Consider the following 739-nt stretch of genomic DNA (forward strand, 5'->3'; position numbering starts at 1 on the left):
GCAGGTCTACGTGATGCTATCGCAGCGGAAGGCGGCGATCCGTCCAAAGTTAACCCCATCGTACCAACACAGCTTATCGTCGATCACTCTTTAGCAGTCGAGCATGCAGGGTTTGAAGAAGACGCGTTTGAAAAAAACCGTGCTATCGAAGAGCGCCGTAACGAAGACCGTTTTCACTTTATCAACTGGTGTCAGTACGCTTTTGATAATGTCAACGTCGTACCACCCGGTAACGGCATCATGCACCAAATCAATCTTGAAAAAATGTCGCCAGTGGTACAAGTCGTCGCGGATCAAGACGGCGATGCCATCACCTTCCCTGATACTTTAGTTGGTACTGATAGCCACACACCAATGGTCGATGCGCTCGGCGTTATCTCTATCGGTGTCGGCGGGCTAGAAGCCGAAAGCGTAATGTTGGGCAACCCTTCATACATGCGCTTGCCAAACATCGTTGGCGTTGAGCTAACAGGCAAGCTGCAAGAAGGCATTACCGGTACCGATTTGGTGCTCGCAATGACAGAGTTTTTACGTGAAGAAGGCGTGGTTTCCGCCTACCTAGAATTTTACGGTGAAGGCGCGCGCAATTTGACCGTCGGCGACCGTGCTTCTATCTCCAATATGACGCCAGAGTACGGCGCAACGGCTGCGATGTTCTCCATCGATGAGCAAACCATTGATTATTTGCGTCTCACTGGGCGCTCAGAGCAGCAAATCGAAACGGTTGAAGCCTATGCCA

1 protein-coding gene is annotated in these 739 nt (G+C 51.0%); it reads left to right on the forward strand.

Going from position 1 to position 739, the window contains the following annotated elements:
• The coding region (locus tag ACS8FD_RS20130; protein ID WP_439277169.1) for an aconitase family protein at positions 1 to 739 on the forward strand (739 nt) is incomplete at both ends.

The sequence above is a fragment of the Psychrobacter sp. 1U2 genome, assembly GCF_051847575.1.